Annotated in this window: 16 protein-coding genes, 1 tRNA gene and 1 pseudogene; 9 read left to right on the top strand and 9 right to left on the bottom strand. The window is 71.1% G+C overall.

All coding sequences use genetic code 11. The features are described from left to right. Nucleotides 1–1,374: 1,374 nt before the first annotated feature. The 5 genes and pseudogenes from AAT21_RS38545 to AAT21_RS02505 form a co-directional block, all read left to right on the top strand. Nucleotides 1,375–2,242, top strand: a pseudogene (locus AAT21_RS38545) (ATP-binding protein); the annotation flags it as partial. Between the two features lie 295 nt (nt 2,243–2,537). Beyond that, nucleotides 2,538–3,413, top strand: a complete 876-nt coding sequence (locus AAT21_RS02520; RefSeq protein ID WP_046775037.1) for a bifunctional DNA primase/polymerase — start codon at nt 2,538–2,540, stop codon at nt 3,411–3,413. A 1-nt stretch (nt 3,414) separates the two neighbouring features. Beyond that, complete coding sequence (locus tag AAT21_RS02515; RefSeq protein WP_046775036.1) at nt 3,415–4,887, top strand: hypothetical protein; 1,473 nt, start codon at nt 3,415–3,417, stop codon at nt 4,885–4,887. Nucleotides 4,888–5,335: 448 nt separating this feature from the next. After that, a complete protein-coding gene (locus AAT21_RS02510; RefSeq protein WP_046775035.1) occupies nt 5,336–5,533 on the top strand; it encodes a helix-turn-helix domain-containing protein in 198 nt (65 codons plus the stop codon). Then, on the top strand, nt 5,533–6,681 hold the full coding sequence (locus AAT21_RS02505) for a site-specific integrase (protein WP_046775034.1): 1,149 nt from the start codon (nt 5,533–5,535) through the stop codon (nt 6,679–6,681). The genes AAT21_RS02510 and AAT21_RS02505 overlap by 1 nt, the downstream gene beginning before the upstream one ends. Before the next feature lie 62 nt (nt 6,682–6,743). Here AAT21_RS02505 and AAT21_RS02500 read toward each other — a convergent pair. Then, nucleotides 6,744–6,818 (bottom strand) — tRNA-Val (locus AAT21_RS02500). Nucleotides 6,819–6,883: 65 nt separating this feature from the next. On the opposite strand from AAT21_RS02500, the gene AAT21_RS02495 reads away from it, so the two are divergent. The 3 genes from AAT21_RS02495 (at nt 6,884) to AAT21_RS02485 (ending at nt 9,305) form a co-directional block, all read left to right on the top strand. Further along, nucleotides 6,884–8,167 (top strand): coiled-coil domain-containing protein, encoded by a 1,284-nt coding sequence (locus AAT21_RS02495; protein WP_046775539.1) that lies wholly within the window; start codon nt 6,884–6,886, stop codon nt 8,165–8,167. A gap of 142 nt (nt 8,168–8,309) precedes the next feature. Continuing rightward, entirely contained in the window at nt 8,310–9,041 is a 732-nt protein-coding gene (locus AAT21_RS02490) for a DUF4383 domain-containing protein (RefSeq protein WP_235438646.1), read from the top strand. 42 nt (nt 9,042–9,083) lie between these two features. Next, complete coding sequence (locus AAT21_RS02485; protein ID WP_046775033.1) at nt 9,084–9,305, top strand: FmdB family zinc ribbon protein; 222 nt, start codon at nt 9,084–9,086, stop codon at nt 9,303–9,305. A 42-nt stretch (nt 9,306–9,347) separates the two neighbouring features. Here AAT21_RS02485 and AAT21_RS02480 read toward each other — a convergent pair whose 3' ends face one another. Genes AAT21_RS02480 through AAT21_RS02465 form a run of 4 tightly spaced genes read right to left on the bottom strand, consistent with a single transcriptional unit; the run spans nt 9,348 to nt 14,684 of the window. Beyond that, nucleotides 9,348–10,007, bottom strand: coding sequence for an O-methyltransferase (locus tag AAT21_RS02480; protein WP_046775032.1), 660 nt, complete (start codon nt 10,005–10,007; stop codon nt 9,348–9,350). Beyond that, nucleotides 10,004–10,834 (bottom strand): HAD family hydrolase, encoded by an 831-nt coding sequence (locus AAT21_RS02475; protein ID WP_046775031.1) that lies wholly within the window; start codon nt 10,832–10,834, stop codon nt 10,004–10,006. The genes AAT21_RS02480 and AAT21_RS02475 overlap by 4 nt, the downstream gene beginning before the upstream one ends. Next, the gene (locus tag AAT21_RS02470; RefSeq protein WP_046775030.1) at nt 10,831–13,521 is read right to left on the bottom strand and encodes a phosphoribosyltransferase; all 2,691 of its coding nucleotides are present in this window, start codon (nt 13,519–13,521) and stop codon (nt 10,831–10,833) included. The genes AAT21_RS02475 and AAT21_RS02470 overlap by 4 nt, the downstream gene beginning before the upstream one ends. Continuing rightward, nucleotides 13,518–14,684, bottom strand: a complete 1,167-nt coding sequence (locus tag AAT21_RS02465) for an HpcH/HpaI aldolase/citrate lyase family protein (protein ID WP_046775029.1) — start codon at nt 14,682–14,684, stop codon at nt 13,518–13,520. The genes AAT21_RS02470 and AAT21_RS02465 overlap by 4 nt, the downstream gene beginning before the upstream one ends. A gap of 216 nt (nt 14,685–14,900) precedes the next feature. On the opposite strand from AAT21_RS02465, the gene AAT21_RS02460 reads away from it, so the two are divergent. Further along, nucleotides 14,901–15,671 carry a TerD family protein gene (locus AAT21_RS02460; RefSeq protein ID WP_046775028.1) on the top strand — a complete coding sequence of 257 codons (771 nt, stop codon included), beginning with the start codon at nt 14,901–14,903 and terminating at the stop codon, nt 15,669–15,671. Between the two features lie 62 nt (nt 15,672–15,733). Here AAT21_RS02460 and AAT21_RS02455 read toward each other — a convergent pair whose 3' ends face one another. From AAT21_RS02455 to AAT21_RS02440, 4 genes are all read right to left on the bottom strand, one after another. Continuing rightward, complete coding sequence (locus AAT21_RS02455) at nt 15,734–16,474, bottom strand: TerD family protein (protein WP_046775027.1); 741 nt, start codon at nt 16,472–16,474, stop codon at nt 15,734–15,736. A gap of 123 nt (nt 16,475–16,597) precedes the next feature. Beyond that, nucleotides 16,598–17,710: a DUF475 domain-containing protein gene (locus AAT21_RS02450; RefSeq protein ID WP_046775026.1), complete on the bottom strand. Its 1,113-nt coding sequence runs from the start codon at nt 17,708–17,710 to the stop codon at nt 16,598–16,600. 34 nt (nt 17,711–17,744) lie between these two features. Further along, complete coding sequence (locus AAT21_RS02445; RefSeq protein WP_030841252.1) at nt 17,745–18,320, bottom strand: TerD family protein; 576 nt, start codon at nt 18,318–18,320, stop codon at nt 17,745–17,747. Between the two features lie 135 nt (nt 18,321–18,455). Continuing rightward, the gene (locus AAT21_RS02440; protein WP_030026013.1) at nt 18,456–19,031 is read right to left on the bottom strand and encodes a TerD family protein; all 576 of its coding nucleotides are present in this window, start codon (nt 19,029–19,031) and stop codon (nt 18,456–18,458) included. Between the last annotated feature and the right edge of the window lie 91 nt (nt 19,032–19,122).

Genomic DNA, 19,122 nt, shown 5'->3' with positions numbered 1-19,122 from the left:
ACCCACCCGCCTTGTCAGCGAGAGCAGGAGTTCTCAGCATGACCGACAACGTCGTCCCCCTCTTCAAAGACCCCACCACCGGCACCTACACACTCCCCGGCGACACCCCCGAGGCACCGCCTGCAGCACCGGCCCCGGATGCGGCCCGGCGGGTGCGGAGGTGGAAGCGCACTGTCCATGGCCTGCACGCTGTGGTCTCGCACGAGCGGACCCGCACCGCGGCCCGGCTGGTGGCGCGGCACGGCATGTACGTCATCGGCGGCACCCGCGTCACCGCCCGCCACACCTGGGAGGGCCGCACCGCTTCCCGGTACGAGCGGATGATCCGTGCTGCTGAGGCTGCGGGGAACTTCGAGGAGGCCAAGGAGTGGGAGGACCGCCTCACCCGCTTCCGGGCCGCCCGACACCACCGCCGTATGGACCTGTTGAAGGCGCCGCAGGACGCGGTGAAGAGCGCCGCCTACGGCACCAGCCTCACCGCCGGCGGTCTGCTCCTGCTGGGGATCGTGCTGGCCATAGGCACGAAAGACCCGTCCTGGATCCTCGCACCTCTGTCGACGGTGATCGCGGCGATCAATTGGATCGTCATGGTCGGCACCATCGTGTGGGGCCCGGTCGTCACCGTCGGCCCGTGGCTCGCCCTGCTCGCCCTGTGGGGAGTCGGCCGCAGGCAGCAGACCGCCCCGCAGTGGACGCTCCCCGCCAAGGAACGCGACACCGCCGGTGCGCCCATCACGCCTTCGGTCGTCGTCACCGCCCTGCGCGACCTCGGCATCGCCCCACTCCGCACTGCCATCAAGGAGATGGGCGACGCCGGCGCCGCCATGCTCGGCCCGATCCGCATCGCCGGATGCGGTGTCGAGGTCGACGTCACCCTCCCCTCCGGCGTCTCCACCGCCGAAGTCCAGGGCCGCCGGCGCAAGCTCGCGGAGAACCTGGCCCGGCACGAGCACGAAGTGTTCATCACCCTCCCCACCGCCGCCCGCACCGTCCGGCTGTGGATCGCCGACTCCGGCGCACTCGACGAGCCGATCGGCCCCTCCCCGCTCACCACGGACGACACCCTGAAGGCCGACTACAAGTCGGGGCGGGCACCGTGGGGGCAGGACCTGCGTGGCGACGGTGCGCTGATCAGCCTGTATCAGCGGATGCTGCTGATCACCGGTCTGTCGAATCAGGGCAAGACCGCCGCCCTGCGCGCGCTCGCCCTGTGGCTGGCGCTGGACAAGACGGTGGAGTTCCGGATCGCCGACCTCAAGGGCGTCGGGGACTGGGACATGTTCGACGGCCTCGCCACCACCCTGATCCAGGGGCCGACGGACGAGCACGTCATCGACGCGACCGAGATGCTGGAGGCCGGGGTCGCGGAGATGNCACCCTGATCCAGGGGCCGACGGACGAGCACGTCATCGACGCGACCGAGATGCTGGAGGCCGGGGTCGCGGAGATGGAACGCCGGATCCAGGCACCGCCCGGCAGCACGTTCCCGCCGCTGGTCCTGGTCGTCGATGAGGCGCAGGTGGCGTTCATGTGCCCTGCCGTCGGCGACGACAAGCGCCCCTACGGCGGCTCGAAGGCGACGTCCCGGTACTTCATGGCCGCGCGGAAGATCCACAACCAGGGGCGGGCTGTGGACGTGCTGCTGTGGGAGGGCACGCAGGATCCCACCGACCAGAACCTCCCCAAGCTCGTCCGCGAAGGCGCCCACACCCGCATCAGCCTCGCCCTCGGCACCGAATCCCAAGCCCGCATGGCCCTCGGGGACAAGGCCGTCGACGGTGGCGCCGCACCGCACCTGCTGCGGCAGGGGCTCGACAAGGGGACCGTGGTCGTCGCCTCCGACGGCATCAAGATCCCGGCCGGGCAGGCGTCCATCACGGTGCGGACGCACTACATCGACACCGACACCGCCGCCGTCATCGCCGACCGCGCCAAGGCCCTGCGCTCCGGCATCACCACCTCTCACACCGTCGCCGCGGCGGACGAGCATGACCCGCTCGCGGACATCCTCACCGTCCTCGGCACCGACACCCGCGTCCTCACTCAGGAGGTGTTGAAGCGGCTGGCCGCGCTGAACGGGAAGGCGTACGGGCGGTGGTCGTTCATCGACCTCAAGCGCGTCCTCGACGGCACCGGCGCCGAACCGTACAAGTCCGACGGCCGCATGGTCATCGGCCGCGACCGCATCACCCGCGCCCTCACCAACCGCCCCGACACCGGTTCCGCTTCCGCCGCCGAGTAGAGGGAGCCGACCCCACACCGGTCAGGGAGGCAGGGAGAACTCCCTGAACGCCTCCCTGACCCAGCTCCCTGGCCCTGAACTGCGCAAATGATCTCCCAGGGAGGCAGGGAGGCGCCGCAGGTGAGACCCCCGAAAGCCCCTCCACACGCACCCCGCCCAGGGGTGCCCCAGCCTCCCTGCCCACCCAGGACAGGGGTTCCACTTCGCCCGTCCGGACATACAGAGAGCGGCCCCCACATCCGCCAAGATCCGGGGCCGCTCTCGTCCAGAACACTCAAGAACTGGAGAGACCAGCATGACCCACCCCACCCACATCAGGCGAGACCGCACCGGCGACCGGCCGTTACTCACCGCGCTCCAGCTCGCCGAACGAGGCCTGCCCGTGCTGCCCCTACGGGAAGGCAAAGGCCCCATGGGCAACTGCCGAGCCTGCCGCAAGAACGCCTGCGGCGGCCGGCCGAACATGAAGACCCCCGGCCCCTGCGCCTGCCCGGCGCCCTGCCACGCATGGGCCGCCGCCACCACCAACCCGCACATCCTCACCTCCACCGCCTGGGCCCCGGCCTGGAGGCAGGCCGCGGCCGTCGCCTACCACCCCGGCGGAGCCGGGTTCACAGTCGTCGACCTCGACAACGCCGACGCGGTCGCATGGGCCCGCCGGACCCTGCCCGCAACCAGGACCGTGGCGACGACGCGCGGGGAGCACTGGATCTACCTGGGCACCATGGCCTCCCCCAACGCCGTACGCCCCGGCGTCGACATCAAATCCACGATGTCCTACGCCCGCTGGCTCGGCCCGGGCACCGGCCCCATGTCGCCGCTCCCGGACGTCGTGCGCGCACTCGCCGTGAAGGAGCCCGCCGCGGCCCGGCCCGCAGCGCGCCCCGTAGGCGTGGCCGCGCCGGCCGGGGGCGGGCAGTGCCCTCACCGCTCGCCCGCCTACCTGGAGCGCGGTATCGCGATGGCGGAGCAGCGGATCGAGGAGGCCCCGGACGGCATCCACCGGACCGTGTTCCGGATGTTCCTCGCGGTGCTGTCCACGCACGGGTGGTGCGGCTGCCTCACCGATGCGCACATCAAGCGCCTGTTCACCGCGGCGCAGGGCCGGGGTGAGTCCTTGCGGCACTGCGAGGACGCGTGGTCCAACGCCGTTGCTGCTCTGGGGATGTGACATGCCTGAGGACGAGAAGAACCCGGCGCGCGAGGTCATCACCGACTACGCGCAGCAGCACTTCCGCTACTTCCGCACCGTGGACGGCACCGTCTACGCCCAACGCAACGGCCACCCCGTGGCCCGGCCGATCCGCTCCCAGGGCACGACGGGCAGCCACCGGCAGGAACTCATGGTCGGCCTGTTCCGTGACGGGGTCGGCGTCTTCAACGGAACCGCCTTGAAGGAGGCACTCGACTTGATCGAAGCGCTCGCGCTCACCGAGGACGTCCAGCCCGTCCACATCCGAGTAGCTCCCGGCTTCGACGGGGCGACGTGGCTGGACCTGGGCCGCGACGACGGCCAGTCCGTCCGTATCCACCCGAACGGCTGGGACATCCTCACCCCCGACCCTCGGGAGGTGTGCTGGCGCCGCACCCAGCTCACCGGCGAACTCCCCGTCCCCGTCAAGGACACTGACGGCAAGGGCATCGACTTGCTGATGCGGCTGGTCAACTTTGCCAGCGCCCAGAGCGAGGGCCTGGCGCTGGCCTGGCTCGTTGGCTGCCTCGGCCCCGACGTGCCCGTCCCTGCCCCATTCCTCACCGGCCCCCAGGGCGCGGGCAAGTCCACCGCCGGCAAGATGCTCGTCCGGATCATCGAGGGAATGAGCGGCGACCTGCGCCGCCCGCCCAAGGACGAAGAGAACCTGATCACCGCCGTTGCCGCCGGGTGGATCACCGGCCTGGACAACCTCTCCCACCTCGGCCCGGACCTCTCCGACCTCATGTGCTGCATCGTCACCGGCGCCGAGAACATCAAGCGCGCCTTGTTCACCGATGGCGACGTCGTCCGCGCCCGCTACCGCCGCCCGCTCCTGCTGACCGGCATCGACGTCGGCGTCATCCGGCCCGACCTCGCCGAACGCCTCCTCCCCCTCCGCCTGGAACGCCCCCGCATCCGGCGGACCGAGGCGGAGCTGTGGACGGAGTTCGCGCGGGACCTGCCCGTCATCCTCGGGTCCGTGCTCGACCTCGCCGTCAGTGTCCGCGCCGCCCAGGCCGACATCCCGACCGACCTGCGCATGGCCGACTTCGCCCACCTGTGCGCCCAGCTCGACGCCGCCCGCAGCTTCGGCGCGCTGGACGCCTACCGGGCCAGCCTCGACGACCTCAACGACGACGTCATCGAGGGCGACCTCCTCGCCCAGACCGTCCTCAAGCACGCCGCCGACACCGAGCCCGGCGGCGAAGTCCGGATGACGTCCGCCGAGTGGCTGCACGCCCTCACCCAGCTCTACACCGGAGACGACTTCCGGCCCCAGCCCAAGGGCTGGCCCACCACCGGCAAAGTCCTCTCCGACCGCCTCAAGCGCCTCCAACCCGTCCTCGCCGCCCGCGGCGTCCTCGTCGACTGGGGCCGTACCCGCGCCGCGCGCTACATCGCCATGGCCCGGCCCCAGCCCTCACAGGACGAGCAGAACGATCTCTTCTAGACCCCGCCCAGGTGGTCCGGCCGGACAAGCAAGAGGAGCACCCCGCCCCCGGCGGCCGGTGCTCTTCTTGTTCTTCGGCGGCCGCGCCGCCGCCCAACGGGCGTGCCGCTCTGCGGCTCCGCATTTCGCCCTAAGGCGCACACAACAAGAGAGACAAGCCCCTCCCTTTTTCCTAAGTAGGAAGACGCTGCGTCACCTGCGTCACGGCGGCCCCGAAAACCGGCCCTGGCCTGCACCAACGGCGGTGACGCAGAGCCCATTTTCCTGCGTCACCGTTCGTCACCTGCGTCACCCCGTGACGGGCGGCTGTGTCACGGGGTGACACAGCCCCACGCCCTCTGCGTCACGCGAACCCGCAGGTCAGGGCCCTGAATGACGCTGATGACGCCGTGACGCAGAAATCCCAACCTCGGACACACACGCACTGACCACCGCCCCGGAGGCCGCTGTGAGTTCCCCCCTGCCCACGACCCACCAGGCCCTGACCGTTCCCGAGGTCATGGCCGCTCTGCGGCTCAGCCGCTTCACCGTCTACAACCTGATCCGCTCCCGCGCCCTGGCGAGTTTCACCGAGGGCCGCTCTCGTCGGATCCCCGCAGACAGCGTTCGCGCCTACCTGGAAGCCAAGTTGGAGGAAGCCGCCTGATGGCACGTAAGAGGAATCCGAACGGCGCCGGAAGCATCTGGCAGCGCAGTGACGGGCGTTACGAGGCGCGCGTCTACGTCCCCCAGCCCGACGGCACTCGCAGCCGGAAGACCGTGTACGGCAAGACGTGGGCGGAGTGCGACGCCAAACGTCAGGAGCTGGTGCTCCGCGACCGCCAGGGCATCCCGACGCCCACTCGCTCGGCCAAGCTCTCCGAGTGGCTGCCGTTCTGGTTGGAGACGTTCGTCAAGCAGGACCGCAAGAAGACGACGTACGCCAAGTATGAGACCCACGTCCGCCTCTACCTCATTCCGCATCTGGGCTCCAAGCGTCTGGAGACCCTTGGCGTGCGGGACGTGCGGCGGATGCTGGCTGCCGTCACCGCGCAGACCTCCGCCGCGACGGCGAAGGAGTCGCACCGCGTTCTGCGCAGCGCGCTCACCGCGGCGAACCGCGAGGAGCTGATCAGCCGCAACGTGGTGATGCTCGTGCCGGCGCCGCGGGTCGTGCAGCGTGAGTTGAAGCCGTGGGACCTCGACGAGACGCTCACCTTCCTTGAGGCCAGTCGGCGCGACCCGCTGTACGCCGCCTTCGTGCTCGCAGTCGCCCTGGGGCTGCGCCGGGGCGAGATCCTCGGGCTGCGCTGGTCCGACATCGACCTCGACCGCCGGACCCTCACCGTGCGGAACCAGATCCAGCGCGTGCAGAAGGAGCTTTACGCGGACTCCACCAAGAACCGGCGGAGCCGGGTCATCCCCCTCCCCCGGATGTGCGTGGCGCCCCTGCGCTGGCAGCGGATGCGGCAGGTCGCGTTGCAGGCCGCGGCCAAGGACAAGGAGTGGGAGGAGAGCGACTACGTGTTCACCACCCGCACCGGGCGGCCGATCGAGCCGCGCAACATCAGCCGGTCCTTCGAGCGGATCGGCCAGGGCGCCGGCCTGCCGCGGATCCGGCTGCACGACGCGCGGCACGGGTGCGCCACGCTGCTGTTCGCGGCCGGGGTGGCGCCGCGCGTGGTGATGGAGATCCTCGGTCACTCGCAGATCGCCGTCACGATGAACATCTACACCCACGTGGCCGACAGCGGCAGGCGGGAGGCGATGGGGCACATGGACCGGCTGCTGCGCCGGCGGCGGCCCGCCGAGTAGGCGTTGCCGTCACTTTTAGCCGTCAAAGGCCCCCAACCAAGATCGGTTGGGGGCCTTTTGACTGGTGGGCGCGGACGGTTTCGAACCGCCGACATCTGCTTTGTAAGAGCAGCGCTCTACCCCTGAGCTACGCACCCGTGGATGAGTGGACAGCCTACATGGCGGGCAGGCCCCCCACGCAAACCGGTTCCCGTGGGAGACAATGGACCGGGGCATGGCGGACACCTACGGGAGAGGGACTGTGACGACGGCATCCCGGCGGTGGTTCGGTGGGCGGGACGAGAGTCGGCGGGCGGATGCGCAGGCGGCCAAGGATGCCGCCGCGGCCGCGTTCTACGAGCTGGACACGGCGCAGCGGGATCTGCGGATCTCGATCGAGACCATCGCAGCGGCGGACGGTTCGCCCGCGGCGCGGCAGGCGACCGAGGGCTTCGCCGCGCTCGGGCAGCGCATCGACCAGGTCAGCCATGTCTACATCGAGGCGGTCGACGCGCACGACCTGGACCGGGCGGAGTTGGATGCCTCGGTGGCCACGCGCGCGCGGGACCAGCTGACCCGCGCCCGCGATGAACTGGTGCGGGTCAAGGAGGAGCTGGAGCGGTTCGCGCAGGGCCTGCAGCCGCTGCTGGACAAGGCCGAGACGCAGCTCGCGCGGGTCGCGCCGGCCCGGGAGCGGGCCAGGGCCGCGCTGATCGGGGCCAGCGACGCGCTGGATGCCGTACGGGCCAAGGGGATGCGGGCGGACGACCTGGCGGCGCGGCTGGCGGCGCTGGGGCCGGAGCTGACCAAGCTGAACCAGGGCGCGGCGCGGCACGGGGTGCAGGAGACGGTGCAGCGGGCGGACCGGATCCTGCGTGACGCGGAGGCCATACGGGTTGAGGCGGCGCGGCTGCCCGAGCGGGCGGCGGAGATCGACCGGCGGCTGGTGAGCCTGCGGACGAGGGCGCAGGCGTTGCGCAACCGGGCGGACCGGGTGGATCCGGTGCTCAGCGAGCTGCGGCGGCGGTTCAGTGCGGCGTGCTGGCAGGACCTGCAGCACGTGCCCGACCAGGCGGTACGGGACGTGGCGCGGGCCGAGGAGCGGTTGCGGGAGGCCGGCCGGGCGCGGGACGAGCAGCGCTGGGCGGACGTGGGGACGCTGATCGAGGCGGTACGCGCGGCACTGGACGCGACGGACGAGGCGGTGTCGGCGGCGCAGGACCGGCTGACGCGGCTGGAGGCGGTGGCGCGGGATCCGCAGGCGGAGGTGGACCGGACCCGTTTCGCGATCCGGGATGCGCAGCGGCTGGCGATGGCGGGCCGCAGTGTGCCGGATCCGCGGCATGCGCGGCCGCTGGACGATGCGGTGGCCCGGGTGGGCCGGGCGTTGGAGGGGCTGGAGGGGCGGCACCCGGACTACTGGGCGTTCCTGCAGGAGATGGAGGCCGTACGGGCCTCGGTGAACCGGGTGGTGACCGGAATCCGGGAGGAGCGCGGCCAGGCCTGAGGGCAGCCCTCAGGGCAGCCCTCAGGCATCCCCCCGCTCCCGCAGCTCCCCCGGTTCTGGCCCGCGGCCCGCCCCGTACTGGTTGTCGTGGGGCGGTGGGCGGCGGATGCTGGGGGTACGGGACGGAGCAGAGGAGACCTCCATGGCTGCCCATACCTTCCACAAGCCGCGTGCGTCCCAGGTACCCCCGGTGTCCCACGCGCCGTACGCGCCCCACGCGGCGTACGGGTGCACCGAGCCCCACGAGCACTACGCGCCCTACGTGGCCCACGAGCCGTACGGGCCGGTCGTGCCGCAGGACCCGCACCCGGTGGCGCGGCGCGTGCAGCGGGCCCTGCACCCGGTGAACGCGCGGCTCGACGAGCACCTGCCCATCGATCACAAGCTCAGCCAGGTGTACCGGGTGGGGGCGGGGCTGACCGGTCTGCTGCTGGTGGTCTTCGGGATCCTGGGCCTGGTCGACCGGATCGGGTTCTTCGACACGGGCGGCGACACGGTGCTCGCGCTGAACACCAACGGCGCGCTGAGCGTCCTGTCGATCTGCATCGGCGGTCTGCTCATCGTCGGGATGGTGGTGGGCGGGACCTTCGCCTCGACGCTGAACATCGTGCTGGGCGTGCTGTTCATCGCGAGCGGCTTCGTGAACCTCGCGCTGCTGGACACCGGGCTGAACTTCCTGGCCTTCAAGATCCAGAACGTGCTGTTCAGCTTCGTCGTCGGCGTGATGCTGATGTGGTTCGGGATGTACGGGCGGGTGGGCAGTGCGCTGCCGCACGACAATCCGTACTGGCGTGCCCGCCACCCCGAGCAGGCGGCCCGGGAGGACCGGGCGCGCCTGGCGCAGGGGCGGCTCTCGCGGCCCGACACCGTGTGAGAGCCGTAGCGCGGGGGCGGCGGGCGCGCTTAGCCTGTGCGCATGCCTCGTTACGAATTCCGCTGCCGGACCTGCGACGACACCTTTGAGGTGAGCCGCCCCATGGCCGAGTCCTCCGCCCCCGCCGACTGCCCGGCCGGGCACGCCGACACCGTCAAGCTGCTGTCCGCCGTGGCCGTGGGCGGGTCGAGCAGCGCCCCCGCGCCCGCCCGTCCCATGGGCGGCGGAGGCGGCGGCTGCTGCGGGGGCGGCGGCTGCGGCTGACCCCCGAGGCCTCCACCGCCTGCCGCCGCCCGCGCCACCCCGCTACCGCTTGCGCGAGAGCGTCAGCCCGTCCGAGATCGCCAGCAGGACGGAGTCCATGCGCGGGTCCGCCGTGACGTGGTCGTTGAAGGCGCGTACGCCCGCCGCCGAGCCGGTGGCCGATGCGTCGAGGACCGTCCCGTGGAACAGCGTGTTGTCCGTGACGATCAGTCCGCCGGGGCGCAGCCTCGGGACGAGCTCCTCCCAGTAGGAGATCTGGCTCTCCTTGTCGGCGTCCACGTAGGCCATGTCGATGTGGGGCTCGGCGGGCATCGCGCGCAGGGTCTCCAGGGCCGGCGCGATGCGCAGTTCGATGCGGTCCGCGACACCGGCCTCCTCCCACGCCTGCCTGCCGTACGCCGTCCACTCCTCCGAGACGTCGCAGGCGATGAGGCGCCCGTCGGGCGGCAGTGCCTGGGCCATCGACAGGGCCGAGAAGCCGGTGAAGGTGCCGACCTCGACGATGTGGCGGGCGCCGGTCAGGCGGACGAGGAAGGCCAGCAGCGGCCCCTGCTCCTCCGCGGACTGCATCCCGGCGACGTCGGGGAACTTGGCGTACGTCCTCGCCACGAGCCCCCGCTGGACGGCGTCCAGCGGGGGGTTGTGGTCGAGCATGTACTGGTACAGCTCGTCCGTGATCTTCGTGCTGTTGCCTTTGCTCATGCGTCCAGTCTGCCGAGCCGCCCGGCCTCGCGGGAGAAAGCCCGCACTATTTCCTCGCCCGCCAGGACGCCCGCCGCGGCGAGGGCCGTCACCGTGGGCGCGGTCCACCGCGCGTCGGCCAGTTCGCCGTGGCCCGGGCGCCAGGCGGCGTCGGCGGCCAGCAGCAGGTCGGCGTCGAGCAGCGAGTCGCCGGCGGCCAGGGTCGTGGTCGCTCCGGTCCGGCGGGCGACCTCGTGCATCGCCGCGCTCTTGGTGAGCGGGCGCGGCACGGCGTAGATCTTCCGGCCCTGGAGGGAGACGGTCCAGCCGCGGGCCCCGGCCCACTCCGTCAGGGACTTGAGCCATTCGTCGGGGACCAGGGCCCGTTCGACGACGAGGTAGGCGAAGAGGTCCTCCGCGACCCGGGCCTTGCGCAGCCACGCCGGGTCGGCGGTGGCCAGCAGGTGCTCGTGGACCTCCTCCAGCGGGGCGCACTCCTCGGCGAGGCGGGCCGCGACCTGCCGCCGCCAGTCGCGGTCCGGTAGGCCGTCGACGAGGAGCTGCCCGCCGTTGGCGCAGATCGCGTACCGGGCGGGGCGGCCGGGGAAGCGGATGCGCTGGTACTGCTTGCGCGTGCGGGTGGTGGTGGGGACGAAGACGACGGACGGGTCCTCGGTGAGCTCCGCCAGCAGGGCCGCGGCCGTCTCCGTCATGTAGGACAGCGGCTTGCTCTCGTGGACCTCGACGCACAGCAGCCGCGGGGCGACCGGGTCGGGCATGGTCAGCCCGAGGGCGGCCGTCGAGTAGATGAGCGTACGGTCGAGGTCACTGGCTACGAGGACAGTCACTTGGAGGCCACAGCCTTTCCGTCGGCGCCGGTGGCGCCGCGCGTGAATCGGGGGTGGATGAGCCCGACGCAGGTGTAGGGCAGTCCGTCGACCTCTTCCACCGGGACGCCGCGCTGCTCGGCGAGCAGCCGTACGTGGTCCAGGTCGGCCCCGGCGCCGCGCTGCGCCAGGATCTTCCACGGCACCCGGCGCAGCAGGACGCGGGTGGTCTCGCCGACGCCGGGCTTGACGAGGTTCACGTCGTGGATGCCGTACTCCTCGCTGATCCGCTCGACCGCCGCCCAGCCCTCCCAGGTGGGAGTGCGGTCGGCCGCGAGGAGTTCCTTGACCTCCTCGTCGACGGCGTCCGCCACCGTGTCGAAGTGGGCGGCGACGGCGTCGACGAATTCGACGGAGACGTCGGCTCCGGCGAGCTCGCGGTAGAACTTCGCGCCGTGGAAGTCGGCGGGTCCGACCAGGTCGGACCTGAGAACCGTACGCGAGATGAGCCCGGAGACGGTGGAATTGAGACAGGCGGAGGGGATCAGGAAGTCCTCGCGGGTGCCGTAGGTGGGCACGCACGAGCCGGGGTCGGCGAGGACGACGATCTCCGGGTCGAAGCCGGGGAACTCGCGCAGGGCGGCCTTCAGCTCGCGGGTGATGGCGCCCTTGCCGGTCCAGCCGTCGACGAAGACGACGTCGGCGGGGTCGTGGTGGGCGGCCAGCCAGCGCAGGGCGTTGGCGTCGATGCCGCGGCCGCGCACGATGGAGACGGCGTAGTGCGGGAGGTCCAGGCCGTGCCGGGCGCGGGCCCAGCGGCGCATCAGCACGCCGACGGGGGTGCCGGCGCGGGCCAGGGAGACCAGGACCGGGGAGGGGGAGCGTTCGGCGAGGACGGTCTCGGTGACCGTGCCGACGGCACGGGCGACGCGGGCGGCCGAGGCGGTCAGCGCGCTGCGGTAGAGCTCCTGGTACTGGGGCGAGGGCTGGTACTCGACGGGCAGGGACTCGGCGTAGTGCGCGCCGCCGGCCTGGATGGCCTCCTCGCGCTCCTCGGTCGGGGCTTCGAGCCGGACGCCGGAGAGGTCCTGGAGCAGCCAGCCGACGTCCTCGGGGGCGTAGGAGGAGAAGGCGGGGCCGCGCAGGGGCTCGGACATGGTCGGCTCCTGCCGGTGGTGGGACGTGCGGGACACCGCGGGGGTCATGGACGTTACGGACGCCATGGGGGTCAGGGTCGGTACGGGCGCCACGGAGGGTACGGACGCCACGGGGGCTGTGGACGGTACGGGCGCCCGGGGCGGTACGTAGGACGGGACGACGGCCAGGACGAGGCGGCCGGTGTGCGGGGCGAGGGCCGCGAGCAGTCCGGTGTGCAGTGCGGGGGTGTCGCCGGCCGAGTCCACGACGGCGACGACGGTGTCGAAACCGGCGCCGTGCGCGGGGCGGGCGACGTTGTAGGCGTAGCGGTCGCCGGGGCCGTCGGCGGGGGTGTCGTGGGCCGGGAAGACGAGCCGGGTGCGGATGGCGTAGCCGGGGTCGTCCACGGCGAGGACCGGGGAGCGGGTGGTGGTGGAGAAGCGGACCTCGCGGGCCGCGCCGGACTCCTCCAGCGCCTTGGCGAGGCGCAGCGGCGCGTACATCAGCTCCTCGTTGCCGAGTACGAGGACCCGTCCGGGGTCGGTGCCGAGCGCGGCCGTGAGCCGGGCGGCGAGGTCCGGCAGGGCGGCTTCCAGGCGCTGCCGGTGCGCGGGGGTGAAACCGTGGCGGCCGCCGTCGGGCAGCCCCCGCGGCCAGCCCAGGTCCACCCGGACGACCTCCGGGGTCCCGGCCGACGGGGCCGCGGCGGGCACGACGTCGGCGGCCTCGTGCTGCTCCACCAGGGCCCGGTTCTCGGCCTCGTGCTGCTCCACCAGGGCCCGGTTCTCGGCCTCGTGCTGCTCCACCAGGGCCTGACCCTTGGCCAGGACCCCGTCCGGGAGGGACACCGTGCCCGAGGCGAGGGCGATCAGGTCCACGCGGGCGCCCAGCTCGGCGGCGAAGGCGGTGAGCCGGTCGCGGTCGGCCGGGGAGCGCATGTCGACGAGGGCGACGACCACGTAGCGCGAGCGGGGGTGGCGGGCGTGCAGGTCGCGGATGGTGTTCAGGACCGTGTTGCCGGTGGAGAACTCGTCGTCGACGAGGACCAGCGGCCCGTCGCCCGCGAGCAGCGCGGGGTCCGCGGGCAGCAGCAGGTGGGAGGTGGCGTGCGAGTGCGCCTCCTCGAAGCCGCCTGCGGTCGCGACGCCCGGCACGGGCCGGCGGGTGGAGTGCAGGTACGGGGCGGGGCCCAGGCCGTCGGCGACGCAGTGGCCGAGCCCGGTGGCGGTCTCGGCGTAGCCGAGGACCACGGCCGCCTCGGCGGCCTCCTCGCCGAGCAGGGCCCGTACGCGTGTCCCGAGCCCGTACCCGGCCGCGTACACCGTGCGCGGGGACTGCGGGACGTGCTTGCCCAGGACCTGCGAGACCAGCAGGTGCGCACGCTTGGGGTTGCGCCGCAGGGCCAGTCCGAGCAGGTCCGTGAGCCGCGGGCTCAGCCGCGGTCCGGGCCTCGGGCCCCCTTCGGAGTCGTGAAGGGCGACTCCCAGCCGGTCCGCGACCCAGGTACCCGACCACACCTCGTCGATCGTCTTGCCTTTCCTCGTCGTCCGCTTCGGCACGGGCCCGCTCATACCTGGAGCCCGGCCGTGAGCAGGTCGACGAAGCCGACCTGCTCCTTCGCCACACCGAAGACCTCGGCGCGCAGCATGGTGCGCTCGGCCCAGGCCCGGTGGGGCTTCACCTCGTTCATTTTGTTCGTATAAGCAGATCGCATCACCCCGCCGCCGCCGCGCTCGGGTCTCAGGATGTCCTGGGCATCGCAGAACTCCTCGTGGGAGACGACCGACAGGGCGTGCACGGGCGTGACGTGGGCGGGGTGGATGCAGGTCTTGCCGAGCAGGCCGTTGGCCCGGTCGAGTTCGATCTCGCGGAGCAGTCCGTCCAGGTCGTGTTCGATGAGCGCGGTGCGCAGTTCCTCGACGCCCTCCTCCAGGAAGGGGCTGCGGCGCAGCTGGGGCTTGAAGAGGCGCTGCTGGCTGCGGAAGTACTCCCAGACGGGGCCGGTCACGGTGAAGCCGGTGCCGTCGGCCCTGCTGAGGACGTTGACGACGTCCGCGATGACGCCGGCGACGATCTGGACGTCGTAGGCGGTCATGTCGGGGGTGCGGCGCAGCCCGTAGGCGGAGCAGAAGTCGGTCACGCCGAGGCGGAGCGCCAGGACGCGCTCGCGGTGGCTGTTGACCGTGCGGGAGATGCCGGCGAGGGCCTCGACGCGGGTTTCGAGGTGGAGGAGCTCCGGGGTCTCCAGGACGGGCATGGCATACAGCCGGGCCTTTCCGGTCGCGGCCTCCGCGTCGGCGACGGCTTCGAGGAAGGGGATGCCGCGCCGCTCGTCGAACTTGGGGAGTACGAATCCGGCCAGGTGGCGTACGGAGCGGCCCAGGCGGCGCGCCAGGTCCGGTATCTGCTCGGGCGTACGGACACGGATGAAGAGCAGCGGGAGCTCGGTGGCGTCGCCGTCGAGGTCGGCGAACTGGCGGACGAGGTTCTCCTCCGCCCCCGTCACGTCGGCGTCGCTGATGGAATCCTCCAGGCAGAGGACCATGGAGACGACGCCGCGGCCGGCCTGCTTGCGGACGTCGGCGGCCAGTGCGGGACGGGTGGCGGGGCTGTAGAGCGTCGCTCCGAGGGCCGCCGCGAGGACGTGGGCGGACGAGGCTCCGCTGAATTCCGCCGGTTCCTGGTGGAAGAGGTCCTTACGGACCGTGGGCGATACGTGCCCAAAGTGACGCATGTGCTATCCCCCGTACTGCCTCGGCGGCCCAACTGGCATGGCCGGTAATAGTACGTACGAACGTGAGTCAAGAGTTCCTCAAGCACATGAAGTTCAGGTAACCCTCTTGCACGATGCCCAGCTCGCGCGATCGGTACCGCGATCGGTACAAGCCCTATGGGGTCATACGGGGGGCCGCATTGTCCGGCCCCGCCCCGGGAGGGCAGGATGACGTGCATGACGCACGCGATGCAGAAGGGCTCGAACATCCCGGTGGCCCCCGTGGCGGTCCGGGCGGTGCTGCGCTGGACCGGCGGCCCCGAGGTGCCGGACGTGGACGCCTCGGCGCTGCTGGTGGGCCCGGACGGCCGGGTGCGTTCGGACGAGGACTTCGTCTTCTACAACCAGCCCCGGCACCCCTCGGGAGCCGTCTGGCGCCTCGGCAAGAAGCAGGTCGGCGACGCGATCACCGACGCCGTCCAGGCGGACCTGCGCACGGTGACCCCGAGCGTGGACCGGATCCTGGTGGTCGCCTCGGCCGAGGACGTCCCCTTCCAGCGGGTCCGTGACCTGCGGATCCTGCTGTACGACGCCACCGCGACCGGCGGCTCCGAGCCGCTGGCCTACTTCGACGTGCGGCCCGAGACCGGCGCGGAGACCGCGCTGATCTGCGGCGAGCTGTACCGCCGCGGCGACGGGTGGAAGTTCCGGGCGCTCGGCGAGGGCTACTCCGACGGGCTGGTGGGTCTGGCCACCGACCACGGGATCTCGGTCGACGAGAACGCCGCCGCCGAGGCCGAGGCGGGCGTGGCCTCCGGCCCCGCGGCAGCCACGGCGGGCCCGGCCTCCGAGCGGACGGCCGCGATGGCCCCGCCGACGCAGGCCCCGCCGGCCGCCCAGCCCGCCTACGGGTACCCGCAGCCGGTGTCCCCGGCTCCGGTGCCGGGTCCGGGCGGCGACCCGTCCTTCCGGCTGCCGGCGCAGGGCCCTCAGTTCATCCGCCACTGAGCGGAACGCGCCCCTGGGACTCCCGGGGGCCAGGGGCTCCGGGGGCTGCGTGGGCTCCGGGGTCACCTCTTGGTGCTCTTGTAGCCCCGCCCCCACTGGAGCCCCCAGCCGTACAGGCGGTCCAGCTCGGACTGGAACCCGTACACGAACTTCACCTCGCGCTTCACGACGAGCTCGCCCTTGACCTTCTCCAGGGAGACGACCGCGCAGGACCGGGCCTGCGGGTGCCGCTCGTCCAGCGGGATCTCGATCCGCGGGCCTGTCACGGGGTAGAGGGTCACCATGGCGTGCGTCCGGTCGAAGGCCGGGGTCTGGTCGTAGATGTAGACGAAGACCAGCAGCCGTTTGATGTCGTCGGCGTGGTCGAGGTTGATGTAGAGGGTCTCCCCGGACCCCGATCCGAACCGGTCGTCGCCGCTGAGCTTGACGAACGGCGGGTCGTTGAGGTCGCCCAGCAGGTTGCCCAGCGGCTGGACGGCGCCGCGGGTGCCGTCGGTCAGCTCGTACAGGCAGCCCATGTCGAGGTCGACGTTGACCATGCCCTGGGTGTGTGCCTGCACCATGTCCGGCTTGAACAGCTTGAACGGGTGGCGGAAGAGCTGGCCGCTCTGGCCGGAGCGGCCGCCGATGTCCGAGGTGCGCATGCGCCAGGACAGATTGACGCGCAGATTGCCGTGGACGGCGCCCTGCCTGGTGAGCGACACCGTCGGCGCTCGCTTGGTCAGCTCGATCGCGTTCGACGAGGCGCTGCCCGACTGGAACTGCACGGCCCGGCTGCCCATGATGCCGTCGAAGAATCCCATCCCCTACCCCCTGGTCCCCTGATCCCCTGATCTCCGCGAAGCCTACGGAAAACGGGGCGGTCCGCCGGGTCCGTGAACCCGGCGGACCGCCCCGCAATGGAGCGTTCCGCATTAACGGCGCGGTCATGCGTCGACGGTGGAACCCTCCAGTTCCAGGCGCTTGTTACGGCGCACCGAGGACCAGAAGGAGGCCGCGATCAGCACCACGCCGATGAGGCCGGTGATGATCTCGCTGATCTCGTGCTGGATGGTGATCAGCAGGATGACCGCGAGCGCGCCGATCGCGTAGTGCGCGCCGTGCTCCAGGTAGACGTAGTCGTCCAGGGTGCCCTGGCGGACCAGGTAGACCGTGAGCGAACGGACGTACATGGCGCCGATACCGAGGCCGAGCGCCATCCAGAAGATGTGGTTGGTGATGGCGAAGGCGCCGATGACCCCGTCGAAGGAGAACGAGGCGTCGAGGACCTCGAGGTAGAGGAAGAGGAAGAACGCGGCCTTGCCGGCCAGGCCGACGGCGGAGACGGGCTTGCCCGCGGCCTTGGCCTTCTCCTCCTCCTCGTGCTCGCGCTCCTCTTCCTCCTCCAGCTTGTCCTCGAAGTAGGAGGACAAGCCGCCGACGATCAGGTAGGTGATCAGGCCTGCGACACCGGCGAGCAGCACGGTGGCGGACTTGTCCTGGTGGCCGGTGCTGGTGTGGGCGTTGACGGCGAAGGTCATCGCCGAGACGAGCAGCACGATCAGGGCGATGCAGACCGACAGCATGTCGACCTTGCCGAGCTTGGCCAGCGGGCGCTCCAGCCAGGCGAGCCACTTGTGGTCGCGGTCCTCGAAGATGAAGTCGAGGAAGATCATCAGCAGGAACATTCCGCCGAACGCGGCGATGGCCGGGTGGGCGTCGGTGACCAGGGCCTCGTACTGCTCAGGCTGGTCCAGGGCCAGCTCGATCGCCTCGATGGGGCCGACCTTCGCACTGATGGCGACGATCGCCACCGGGAAGACCAGCCGCATACCGAACACGGCGATCAAGATGCCGATGGTGAGGAAGATCTTCTGCCAGAAGGCATTCATCTTCTTCAGGATTCCGGCATTGACGACCGCGTTGTCGAACGACAGGGAGATTTCGAGGATCGACAGGATCAGTACGACCCCGAAGGCCTCCCACCCCCACTGCCACGCGGCAAAGGCAAGGCCGAGCGCCGTGATGGCGAACGACCAGCCGAAGGTTTTCAGAACCACTGGCACCTGGCACCCCATGCGTCTGTGTACGGCTTTACGAAACGTTGACCCCGAAGTCTAGAGCGATGCCCCGGAGCCCCGACGCGTACCCCTGCCCCACTGCACGGAACTTCCATTCACCCCCGTACCGGTAGACCTCGCCGAAGATCATCGCGGTCTCGCTGGAGGCGTCCTCGGAGAGGTCGTAGCGGGCCAGTTCCTGGCCGTCGGCCTGGTTCACCACGCGAATGAAGGCATTGCTGACCTGGCCGAAGCTCTGCCGACGGCTGTCCGCCTCGTGGATGGAGACCGGAAAGACGATCTTGTCCACGTTCGCCGGCACCTTGGTGAGGTCGATGATGATCGACTCGTCGTCGCCGTCGCCCTCGCCCGTGAGGTTGTCCCCCGTGTGTTCGACGGAGCCGTCGGGACTCTTCAGGTTGTTGTAGAAGACGAAGTACTCGTCCCCCAGCACCCGGCCGCCGTTGCAGAGCAGCGCGCTGGCGTCGAGGTCGAAGTCGGCTCCCGTGGTCGAGCGCGCGTCCCATCCGAGACCGATCAGAACCCTGGTGAGGTTCGGTGCGGCCTTGGACAGGGAGACATTGCCCCCCTTGGCGAGTGTGACGCCCATGTTGTGGTCCTCCCCGGACGACGGTGGCGATGTGACGGTTGCTGCGGTGCTGCGGGTGAAGCGGTGCGGCGGGCGAAGCGCGTCCGGCGCCGTACACACAGTGCACGGCGCCGGACGGACGAACTGCTCTCGGACTCAGACGTTGACGCCGAAGTCCTGCGCGATGCCGCGCAGGCCCGAGGCGTAGCCCTGGCCGATGGCCCGGAACTTCCACTCGGCGCCGTTGCGGTAGAGCTCGCCGAAGACCATGGCGGTCTCGGTCGAGGCGTCCTCGGAGAGGTCGTAGCGGGCGAGCTCGGTGTTGTCGGCCTGGTTCACCACGCGGATGTAGGCGTTGCGGACCTGGCCGAAGCTCTGCTGGCGGGTCTCGGCCTCGTAGATCGAGACCGGGAAGACGATCTTGGCGACGTCGGCCGGGACGCCGGCGAGGTTGACCTTGATCGCCTCGTCGTCGCCCTCGCCCTCACCGGTGGTGTTGTCACCGGTGTGCTCGACCGAACCGTCGGGGCTCTTCAGGTTGTTGAAGAAGACGAAGTTCGCGTCGCTGGCGACCTTGCCCTGGTCGTTGGTCAGGATCGCGCTGGCGTCGAGGTCGAAGTCGACACCGGTGGTGGTGCGAGCGTCCCAGCCCAGACCGACGATGACCGCCGTCAGGTTAGGCGCGGCCTTGGTCAGCGAGACGTTGCCGCCCTTGCTGAGGCTGACTCCCACGGGTCCTCCATTGGGTTCTGTGTGGGGCGGTGCCCCGTCGTGCGGTTGCTACCGGATCAACGTTTCGATCCTAGTGACGGGTTCCCGCCGG

The sequence above is a fragment of the Streptomyces yangpuensis genome (assembly GCF_001005295.1).
Taxonomy (GTDB): domain Bacteria; phylum Actinomycetota; class Actinomycetes; order Streptomycetales; family Streptomycetaceae; genus Streptomyces; species Streptomyces yangpuensis.
This window is presented reverse-complemented; position numbering and strand designations above follow the sequence as displayed.

Bases quoted from the DNA above. Each gene is read 5' to 3' on its own strand.
- AAT21_RS02505 (WP_046775034.1), top strand. From the start codon at position 5,533: ATGGCACGTAAGAGGAATCCGAACGGCGCCGGAAGCATCTGGCAGCGC.
- AAT21_RS02515 (WP_046775036.1), top strand. From the start codon at position 3,415: ATGCCTGAGGACGAGAAGAACCCGGCGCGCGAGGTCATCACCGACTAC.
- AAT21_RS02490 (WP_235438646.1), top strand. From the start codon at position 8,310: ATGGCTGCCCATACCTTCCACAAGCCGCGTGCGTCCCAGGTACCCCCG.
- AAT21_RS02520 (WP_046775037.1), top strand. From the start codon at position 2,538: ATGACCCACCCCACCCACATCAGGCGAGACCGCACCGGCGACCGGCCG.
- AAT21_RS02455 (WP_046775027.1), bottom strand. From the start codon at position 16,474: ATGGGATTCTTCGACGGCATCATGGGCAGCCGGGCCGTGCAGTTCCAG.
- AAT21_RS02460 (WP_046775028.1), top strand. From the start codon at position 14,901: ATGACGCACGCGATGCAGAAGGGCTCGAACATCCCGGTGGCCCCCGTG.
- AAT21_RS02480 (WP_046775032.1), bottom strand. From the start codon at position 10,007: ATGAGCAAAGGCAACAGCACGAAGATCACGGACGAGCTGTACCAGTAC.
- AAT21_RS02445 (WP_030841252.1), bottom strand. From the start codon at position 18,320: ATGGGCGTCACACTCGCCAAGGGGGGCAATGTCTCCCTGTCCAAGGCC.
- AAT21_RS02485 (WP_046775033.1), top strand. From the start codon at position 9,084: ATGCCTCGTTACGAATTCCGCTGCCGGACCTGCGACGACACCTTTGAG.
- AAT21_RS02495 (WP_046775539.1), top strand. From the start codon at position 6,884: ATGGACCGGGGCATGGCGGACACCTACGGGAGAGGGACTGTGACGACG.
- AAT21_RS02470 (WP_046775030.1), bottom strand. From the start codon at position 13,521: ATGAGCGGGCCCGTGCCGAAGCGGACGACGAGGAAAGGCAAGACGATC.
- AAT21_RS02465 (WP_046775029.1), bottom strand. From the start codon at position 14,684: ATGCGTCACTTTGGGCACGTATCGCCCACGGTCCGTAAGGACCTCTTC.